Consider the following 8168-nt stretch of genomic DNA (forward strand, 5'->3'; position numbering starts at 1 on the left):
GACTCCTTGAACTCCTGACTCCTTGGTTTCCTGACTCCTTGGTTTCCTGACTCCTTGAACTCCTGACTCCTTGGTTTCCTGACTCCTTGGTTTCCTGACTCCTTGGTTTCCTGACTCCTTGAACTCCTGACTCCTTGAACTCCTGACTCCTTGAACTCCTGACTCCTATGATCACAATTACAGGCAAAATAGAACGCCGAAATATTGGTCTCGGCGCTTGGGCTTTTGTTACAGATGATGGTGTTACTTACGAAATTCCTAAAAGTGCTGACAAAAATTTGCTCAAGTCCGGTCAAAAAGTTTCAATTACAGGAAAAATACGCGATGACATCATGACCACCGCTATGATTGGTTCTGTTTTACAGGTAGAATCTTTTGAAATAATTAATTCTGACTAGCTGCTGTGTCCAAAACCGCCTGAAGACGACTTCTAAACTCGCCTTTGGGATGTCCACCTTTGACTTCACCAACTATTTGAAATTCACCTTCGGGAGAATTGCATATAATATAGGTAGGCCATCCCATCTCCGATTTATCAGGATACTGGGTGAGCAGAATTTTCCGATATTTACGATAAGTTGCCGTATCCTGCATTTTCACATCAATAAATTGCAAACCTAGTTCCTCTGACACCTTTTTGTCATAAAAAGACATTTTGTGGCAGATGCCGCAATCTTCAGAAGAGAACTTAATCACTGCTAAACTCATTGGTCTCTGGGATTTTCTTAATGTTATAGCCGTGGACAGAGTGGTTAGGACATCAATTTATCATGAAAGAGGGCAACCACAGGGGGTTTGCCCCTACTGAATCTTGCTACAAGTACAACTTAATGAGTTTTTAGAATACAGTATGAATCAGGTTTTTCGTAAAGCTTGGTTATTTTGGGCAAAACTTGTCCCATTTGATGTTTGAAGAAAATCATTACAACTGTTCCCTTTTCCCTGTTCCCTGTTCGCTGTTCACTGCCTCTACCGATAATGTTGGGAATCAAACCGGATTCCTCTTATGTCATAAAATGTTAACAGATATCTAGAAAATCACACAGGCATGAATTATATAAAAATTATTAAGATTCCTATTATATATCGCTATAATCATTCTGAACTTGGGCTGAAGCTGAAAATAAAATCACAGGAATTACAAAATTAGGCTTGGCATTTGGCAGCAAACAGGAGTAAACTGGAAGCCAACACTGAGTAGACAAAAGAAGAGAAAAGCACTTGTGGCGGACAACTCGCTTTTGTCTACAAAAAACCCCCAATCGGTGTTAACCAACTAGGGGCGATTAGTTATCAGGGTGCATCTACCAATTTAATGTTCCCAGGTACAGAACCATCGTCCGGATAAATTTGTTCCTGGAAGTTTGTTTTTATTTTTGAATAAAAAACCCCCAGTGGTGTTAGCCAACTAGGGGAGATTATTTATCAGGGTGCATCTACTAATTTGGTTCTTCTTGGTTTTCACACCATCCTCCGGAACAATTGAAGTGCATCATTATTATTGTTTATAAATTCTGGTTTGATGGGTTCTGAAACCAATAAAAAACCCCCAATTGATGTTAGCCAACCAGGGGAAATTAGTTATCAGGGTGCATCTACTAATTTGTATCTTCTTGGTTTTCATGTCAGACTCCGGAAAATTTGGTTGGTTTTTCATGATTGATATTTGGTAATTAAATAAAAAACCCCTAGCGGTGTTAGCCAACCAGGGGTGATTAGTTATCAGGGTGCATCTACTGGTTAAATGTTCATTGGTTTTAATATTATTTCCGGAAAATTGGGTTGTATTTACATGATTGATCCTTGTCAACCAAATAAAAAACCCCCATTGGTGTGAACCAAATAGGGGAGATTAATTATCAGGGTGCATCTACCATCTAAACGTTCTCATTTAATGCACTATGCTCCGGATAAATTTCAACAAATGTAGGTGCTTGTCACTTACCGAAAAAATCCATAAGGCTAGTAGCTGGGTAGGGGAGTTAGTTATCAGGATTTGATTTTCTATACAGTTGAGCAGAAATTCTTGGGTCAAACATTGCTTTTTTTGCCAAAATTGAAAAGAAAACCCCCAGTAGGTGTTAACCTACCAGGGGAGTTGAAGATCAAGGTGCATCTACCAATAAAGTGTTCTAGTTGGAAGTAATCCAATCCGGATAAAGTTGTACCAGCACTTTAAGGCGAAACAACCCGAAAACAGAAACATTCCTCGGCAAGATGCTTCTAAAGTATCAGTTAGAGAGAAAACACTAGAAACTTTTACGGTGAAAACCGGATTTTAGGAGGCAAACAGGAGAAGTTGTGACCCAGGAATTTCATATTTCCGTGACTCCAGTAGGGCAAAATGACTACTTGGTGCGGACGGAACAAGTCGCACCTGGGGTGCCATTGGCAGAAGAACTGGTGAGTTGGCCTGTGGCTGAGTGGTTAGCGGCCGCAGGACATTTAATGAATGACCCTTTACAGTCAGTGCTACAGGGGGATGCTATAGCCAGAAACTCTGTAAACTTGGTGGCACTGGGTCAACAATTATATAATGCACTGTTTCAAGGCACTCTCAGAGATAGTTGGATTACTGCCCAAGGCATTGCCCAGAACCAACAACAGGTACTGCGCTTGCGTTTGGGATTAAAAGATACACGGTTAGCGCGGTTGCCGTGGGAAGTGATGCACGCAGGCGATCGCCCCTTAGCCACCGGTCCTTATATCGCTTTTTCCCGTTATCAAAGTGGAATTCCTTCCACATCAAGATTACCAACACGCAACCTACCCACACCACAGGACGAAAGCGGAATAAGAGTGTTAATGGTGATTTCTTCTCCTACAGATCAAGTCCGTCTGGATTTGCTCAAACAAGAAGCAATCAAACTACAAGAAGAAATGCATCGCCAAGTCCCCCGCTCTGTGGAAAATGGTATTTATCTGCCAGAAATTGAATTGACTGTCTTGGATCAACCAGGAAGAGAAGAGTTAACCCAAGCTTTAGAACAGGGAAGATATCATGTTCTTCACTACTCTGGTCATAGTAATGTGGGTGCTAATGGGGGGGAAATATATTTAGTTAGTCGCAGAACTGGGTTAACAGAAACTCTCAGTGGTGATGATTTAGCCGGGTTGCTGGTGAATAATAATATCCAAATGGCAGTGTTTAACTCTTGTTTGGGAGCATATAGAGCAAAGTCTGATGGTTCTGGGGATACAGGAGAACGTAACTTAACGGAAAGTTTGGTGAAAAGAGGGATTAGTAGCGTTTTGGCAATGTCAGAACGGATTCCCGATGAAGTGGCGCTGACGCTGACACAGTTGTTTTACCGCAACTTAAGCCAAGGCTATCCTTTGGATCTGTGTGTGAGTCGGGTGCGTCAGGGCTTAATTTCTGCCTATGGTTCTCACCAGATGTACTGGGTATTACCGATGTTGTATTTGCATCGGGAATTTGAGGGTTTTCTGAGACCGCAACTAGGTTTATCTGCTAGTTCGGAGTTCCTCAACGACTATCAGCCTCCTGTGGGAGCATCTACTAATGCCATGTATGCGGCGGCGATAGATGATTTGGAAATACCTTTAACTCTGGAAGAGATGATGTCCTCTGAGTTGGCAAGAGAGCCTTCTGAGTTAGATTGGCTGGAGGATGATACTTGGGGGGATCTCATGGATGAAATAGATTATGATCACCCCGGTTATGATGAGGATTCAACGATTGTTGCGGATTTATTTCGCCAGTTGGGGAATCAACAAGCGCCAACTGACGAAACGCCCATGAAGGCGGAACTAGAGACCCCAGTCTCCGAAAATCATCTTCATGAACAGCAACCTGCAAAAGAGGAAGAGGAATTTGATTTTTGGGGAGATAAACCAACTCCAACAACGCCCAATAATGCGCCCAATAATGCGTCCAATAATGTTGAAGGTAATCAGGTAAATTATCAACAGATACCTTTACCATCTTTTCGGCAACCACGTCGCCGTCGGCCATGGCCAATTTTAGGCATTTTGGGCGCAAGTGCTTTGGCTGTGATCATTGGTTTAAGTTGGTGGTGGAATCAGCGCCAGTCTGTAGTTCCTGAAATTCCAGTTATTCCTATTCCGACTGTTCCTGAGCCAAAAACAACACCCTTTGATTTAAAAAAATCATCAACAGGTATTGTTACTGCTAAAGCTACAGCAGAATTGAGCCAAGGTAATTTACAGGCTGGGCTAGACGCTGTGGCAGAATTACTCAATCGTGGGGCTTTAGAATCAGCAGATACGGCTTTAGCACTGATTCCTGCTAAACAAAGCGAAGATCCGTCTGTGAATTTTTTCCGTGGACGATTGGCTTGGCAATTTGCCCAAACGAGAAATACAAAATACAGTATTGATGATGCCCGTCGTTATTGGGAAATTGCTGTGCGGGATCGCCCTGATTCGGTTCTGTATAACAATGCTTTGGGATTTGCTTACTATGCAGAGGGAAATTTGAATCGGGCTAATGATGCGTGGTTTAAGTCTGTGAATTTAGCACTTAAAGATCAGAATACAACCTTGATTGCAACTCCAGACGCTAATACTATCATGCCTTCAGAGGCTTTAACAGCTTATGCAGGATTAGCTTTGGGTTTATATAAATCTGCAAATAATCAATCTGCTAATAAACAAGGACAATATATTAAAGAAGCAATTAAACTGCGTCAAATGGTAATTCAGAATGAACCTGTTAAGTTTACAGTGGATAAATTAGCGCAAAATTGGCTGTGGACAGATCAGGCGATCGCAGATTGGCGATCACTGCTGCAAGAACAGGAAAAGAGGTGATTGGTGATTGGTGATTGGTAATAGGACAGAAGGCTTTTTGGTGTCTAAGTTTGATAAGTAGCTTACGTCAAGCTGCCCTAACAGTTAGTGAACTACCGTCTTGTCCGTTGCTATAAAATACATAACACTCATGGGAAATAAGTAGAGCTTGATTTACAGCTTTAGACAACGAATCTGGTTAGATATATAAACAACGCTCTGAGAAGTTAGGAATTGAAAAAAATGAAAAAAGTAGAAGCCATTATTCGTCCATTTAAGCTGGATGAGGTCAAAATTGCCTTGGTTAATGCGGGAATTGTGGGAATGACAATTTCGGAAGTCCGTGGTTTTGGACGGCAAAAAGGTCAAACTGAACGCTATCGGGGTTCAGAATATACCGTTGAGTTCTTACAAAAACTGAAGTTGGAAATTGTTGTAGAAGATAACCAAGTCGATATGGTGGTTGATAAAATTATCTCCGCCGCCCGTACTGGTGAAATCGGTGATGGTAAAATTTTCATTTCCCCTGTTGAACAGGTTATACGGATTCGGACTGGGGAAAAGAACACCGAAGCTGTGTAAGTTTTGAAGGTGTATAAATTGGGCGTTGTTGAATTTTCTTGTTCAGCAGCGCCTTTTATGCTTTGGTTGTGCTATGTAGGGTTTGCTGAGAAAGTCTTTCCGTGAGGGCATAGGAGTCAGGAGTCAGGAGTCAGGAGTCAGGAGGAGATTTGAAAATTTCTTTGCCATCTCTTGAAATCCCAAAAAATGCACACTTTTTCCGGTATACCCTTCAAAACCCTTGCACTAATTTCTGTGTTTATCAGCCTCTAACCTTTGATATATCAAGGTTTTAGGTTTATTCAGCAAACCCTATGTAGTAGGAGTCAGGAGTCAGGAGTCGTAAGGGCGAAGCATTCGGGCAACAAATTATCAATTTTATCAACAGGCTATTTTCCGAATGCTTCGCCCCTACTTCGCCCCTACTTCGCCCGTACAGGAGTCAGGAGTCAGGAGTAAAACCCTGTGGTAGTCAGAGTTTCATAATTAATTGATGTCCTAAATACTCTGTGTACGGCTATACTAAAGGAGTTATTTACAATATGTCTCCATTGATCACTGAAGGATAATTATATGGCACGTCCACCCATTCATCCTGGAGAAATTTTAGCTGATGAACTGCATCAATTAGGAATAAGTTTAGGAATAAGTGCAAGTGAATTAGCTCGTTTACTTCATGTACCCAAAAATCGCATTACCGAAATAATTAATGGTAAAAGATCAATTACTGCTGATACCGCTTTACGCTTAGGACAATTTTTTGGTATGAGTGCTGAATTTTGGATGAATTTGCAGAAAAATTATGAACTCAAACTAGCTGAACAAAAAATTGGTCAAGAAATTAAAGCAACTATTTCTCCTTGGATATCCACTGGGAATATGCAAGTTACAATCTAAAATGTAGCAAGTTTTCAACTCTTGCCGGATAGTTTTTTTCAGACAATATTACAGTAAATTACTAAGCAAAGCATTAATAAATCTCAAATTTCAAATATGTACAAAGCACGTTATATAAGCACTGGTACTCATGTTTTTGCATCTGAAATGAAACCTATAGACTATAATGGTATTTTCCAGTGTCCACATTGTAAAACTGATTTGATCTTAGTAAAAGAACATAAAAGATATGGTAAAATTGTATCTGCTTTTTTTAAGCACCGTGAGGCAGAAAATGATTTTCAAGAAAAATGCCCTTTTAGAGTAAAAACTAATCCTAATAAAAAAAATCAAAAAATAAAGAATACAGAATCTAAAGAACAAAACTTAAAACTTTTAAAACAAAATCTTATCTTGAGACTTAAAAAATACAATGATGCCCGTTTGACAGATTTTTGTAAATACAATACAGTTTTAATTAAGTATGTAAATTCATTTATGGATTTAAGTTATAAATTAATTACTGCTGCCTCTATAAACGGAAAACCTTTAAATGCTAGTTTTATATATATAAAATCTGAAGAAATCAAAAAATATTGTCAATTCAGAATCAAGGAATTAACTGAAGAGATAAATTTATACAAAAGACAACTTAAACATTTGTTTAATTCAGACCCTCAACTAGAAACTGCTGTATCTATTTATGACTACGGCTTGAGGATGTACAATAAAAAGAAAATAACGAAAAAACCTCCTTTTGATCCTTTACTGGAATTTTGTAGAAAAAAGCAACAAACAATAGATAAACTTGAATATGGGGAATATGGGGTACAAGTTTTTAAAGCTTATCAACATTCAGTAGGATGGCTATTAGATTTTTTATCTGTTCAAACAGATATTGATTTTATAAAAGAATTTTTAGATTATATTTTGGGTAGTTATGTTAATAAACACGAAATTCAAGTTAATGATATATGTGCAAAAGTTTTTGGGTTTCATCTATCTTTTATAAAAGAACTTAACCAACTAAATCAAATATTTTCAGAACACAAAGCAATAAAGACTTTTTTTGAACAGAAGCATCAACAAAAATTCTCAGGCGAACATCAAATCCTTTTTATAATATGTAGCGTTATACACAAGAGGATGTTTGAACATATTATAAATTATTTCTTACCTGAAGGGTGGGATAAAAAGTCTGAAAATGAAATTGGGTAAAGAAGATGAAACAATTAGCCCCCAAAAACCCTCTTAACCCTGCAACTTCACCAACTGAGGAACTAAATTTTTCAAAGCATTACCGCGATGACTAATTGACTTTTTCAATTCTGGTGACATTTCGGCAAAAGTCAACTGTTTTTCTGGGACATAAAAAATCGGATCATAACCAAAACCACCTTCTCCACGAATTTCATAGAGAATTTCACCTTTACAAATACCCTCAGATTGTAAAACTATTTCTCCTTGAGGATTCGCAACTGCTATTGCACAGATAAACTGAGCTTGACGATTTTTGGTATCTCCTAATTCCCGTAATAATCGCCCAATTCTTTCTGCGTCACTATTACCATAACGGGCAGAATATACACCAGGTGCGCCATTGAGGGCATCTACAGCTAAACCAGAATCATCAGCGATCGCCCATTTTCCTGTAGCTTTGGCAATTTCTGAAGCTTTTAAACAAGCATTTTCTGCAAAAGTTTCTCCAGTTTCATCAACATCTAAATCTGCTGGTTTTAAGGTTAATTCCCAACCAGAATCAGCTAAATAAGCTTGCATTTCCCGCAATTTACCGGGGTTTCCTGTAGCTACTACGAGTGTTTTAGTCATTGGTTATTAGGGAATAGGGAATGGGGAATAGGGAATGGGGAATAGGGAATAGGGAATAGGGAACAGAGTTTTTGACTTTTGACTTTTGACTTGATTCTTCCCAGTCACCAGTCCCCAGTCCCCAGTCC

Annotated in this window: 8 protein-coding genes; 6 read left to right on the forward strand and 2 right to left on the reverse strand. The window is 39.2% G+C overall.

Features of this window, described 5'->3' with window-relative positions; all coding sequences use genetic code 11:
* The first annotated feature begins 167 nt into the window (after positions 1-167).
* A complete protein-coding gene (locus tag H5968_RS12005) occupies positions 168-398 on the forward strand; it encodes a hypothetical protein (RefSeq protein ID WP_096571839.1) in 231 nt (76 codons plus the stop codon).
* On the opposite strand, the gene H5968_RS12010 is transcribed toward H5968_RS12005, so the two are convergent.
* Positions 385-708 carry a thioredoxin family protein gene (locus tag H5968_RS12010; protein ID WP_096571840.1) on the reverse strand — a complete coding sequence of 108 codons (324 nt, stop codon included), beginning with the start codon at positions 706-708 and terminating at the stop codon, positions 385-387. The genes H5968_RS12005 and H5968_RS12010 overlap by 14 nt on opposite strands.
* 1593 nt (positions 709-2301) lie before the next feature.
* On the opposite strand from H5968_RS12010, the gene hetF reads away from it, so the two are divergent.
* The 5 genes from hetF to H5968_RS12030 all read left to right on the forward strand — a co-directional run bounded on the left by hetF (position 2302) and on the right by H5968_RS12030 (position 7428).
* A complete protein-coding gene (gene hetF, locus H5968_RS12015; protein ID WP_187040144.1) occupies positions 2302-4794 on the forward strand; it encodes a cell division protein HetF in 2493 nt (830 codons plus the stop codon).
* A 222-nt stretch (positions 4795-5016) separates the two neighbouring features.
* Positions 5017-5355 (forward strand): P-II family nitrogen regulator, encoded by a 339-nt coding sequence (locus tag H5968_RS12020; RefSeq protein WP_187040145.1) that lies wholly within the window; start codon positions 5017-5019, stop codon positions 5353-5355.
* 255 nt (positions 5356-5610) lie between these two features.
* On the forward strand, positions 5611-5793 hold the full coding sequence (locus H5968_RS25125; RefSeq protein WP_222620660.1) for a hypothetical protein: 183 nt from the start codon (positions 5611-5613) through the stop codon (positions 5791-5793).
* 114 nt (positions 5794-5907) lie between these two features.
* A complete protein-coding gene (locus H5968_RS12025) occupies positions 5908-6231 on the forward strand; it encodes a HigA family addiction module antitoxin (RefSeq protein WP_187040146.1) in 324 nt (107 codons plus the stop codon).
* A 96-nt stretch (positions 6232-6327) separates the two neighbouring features.
* A complete protein-coding gene (locus H5968_RS12030; protein ID WP_187040147.1) occupies positions 6328-7428 on the forward strand; it encodes a hypothetical protein in 1101 nt (366 codons plus the stop codon).
* Between the two features lie 33 nt (positions 7429-7461).
* On the opposite strand, the gene rdgB is transcribed toward H5968_RS12030, so the two are convergent.
* Positions 7462-8040 carry an RdgB/HAM1 family non-canonical purine NTP pyrophosphatase gene (gene rdgB / locus H5968_RS12035; protein ID WP_187040148.1) on the reverse strand — a complete coding sequence of 193 codons (579 nt, stop codon included), beginning with the start codon at positions 8038-8040 and terminating at the stop codon, positions 7462-7464.
* Between the last annotated feature and the right edge of the window lie 128 nt (positions 8041-8168).

Origin of the sequence: Sphaerospermopsis sp. LEGE 00249, assembly GCF_014299995.1 — a bacterium.
In the GTDB taxonomy this organism is placed as follows: Bacteria; Cyanobacteriota; Cyanobacteriia; order Cyanobacteriales; family Nostocaceae; genus Sphaerospermopsis; species Sphaerospermopsis kisseleviana.

Excerpts from the sequence above, each read along its gene's own strand:
- H5968_RS12005 (WP_096571839.1), top strand. The coding sequence starts at position 168 with ATGATCACAATTACAGGCAAAATAGAACGCCGAAATATTGGTCTCGGC.
- H5968_RS12010 (WP_096571840.1), bottom strand. The coding sequence starts at position 708 with ATGAGTTTAGCAGTGATTAAGTTCTCTTCTGAAGATTGCGGCATCTGC.
- H5968_RS12020 (WP_187040145.1), top strand. The coding sequence starts at position 5,017 with ATGAAAAAAGTAGAAGCCATTATTCGTCCATTTAAGCTGGATGAGGTC.
- H5968_RS12025 (WP_187040146.1), top strand. The coding sequence starts at position 5,908 with ATGGCACGTCCACCCATTCATCCTGGAGAAATTTTAGCTGATGAACTG.
- H5968_RS12030 (WP_187040147.1), top strand. The coding sequence starts at position 6,328 with ATGTACAAAGCACGTTATATAAGCACTGGTACTCATGTTTTTGCATCT.
- rdgB (WP_187040148.1), bottom strand. The coding sequence starts at position 8,040 with ATGACTAAAACACTCGTAGTAGCTACAGGAAACCCCGGTAAATTGCGG.